Origin of the sequence: Aquabacterium parvum (assembly GCF_001447195.1) — a bacterium.
GTDB lineage: Bacteria > Pseudomonadota > Gammaproteobacteria > Burkholderiales > Burkholderiaceae_C > Aquabacterium > Aquabacterium parvum.
Window position 1 is genome coordinate 1 of sequence record NZ_LFRI01000370.1, and the last position, 273, is coordinate 273.

The 273-nt window shown below is 60.8% G+C and carries 1 pseudogene; it reads right to left on the reverse strand.

What is annotated here, in order from left to right:
* A pseudogene (locus tag ABG80_RS13995) lies at nucleotides 1–246 on the reverse strand (protein rep); the annotation flags it as partial.
* Nucleotides 247–273: the final 27 nt, after the last annotated feature.

The following is a 273-nucleotide window of genomic DNA, read 5'->3' on the forward strand; positions in this document are numbered from 1 at the left end:
CTCGACACCTCGGAAGCACCCAGCAGAACCAAGAAGGCGTTTCCCCTTGAGCGTCTGAAAGGCATGCCATGTATCGGCAACCGGCTGATCGCTGAACTTGACGGCGTACTTGAAAACCTCCATGAACCCCTCGGCGTGATCTCCAACGATGGGCCGCACATCAACGATGAAGCTGTCCCCGGTGATCTGGTGCCAATCCCGCGACAAGCGCTCCTGGCTGGGCTCGACCTCGGCCAAGGCGATCATGTGCAGGTGCGGGTGCCACTGGCCCGA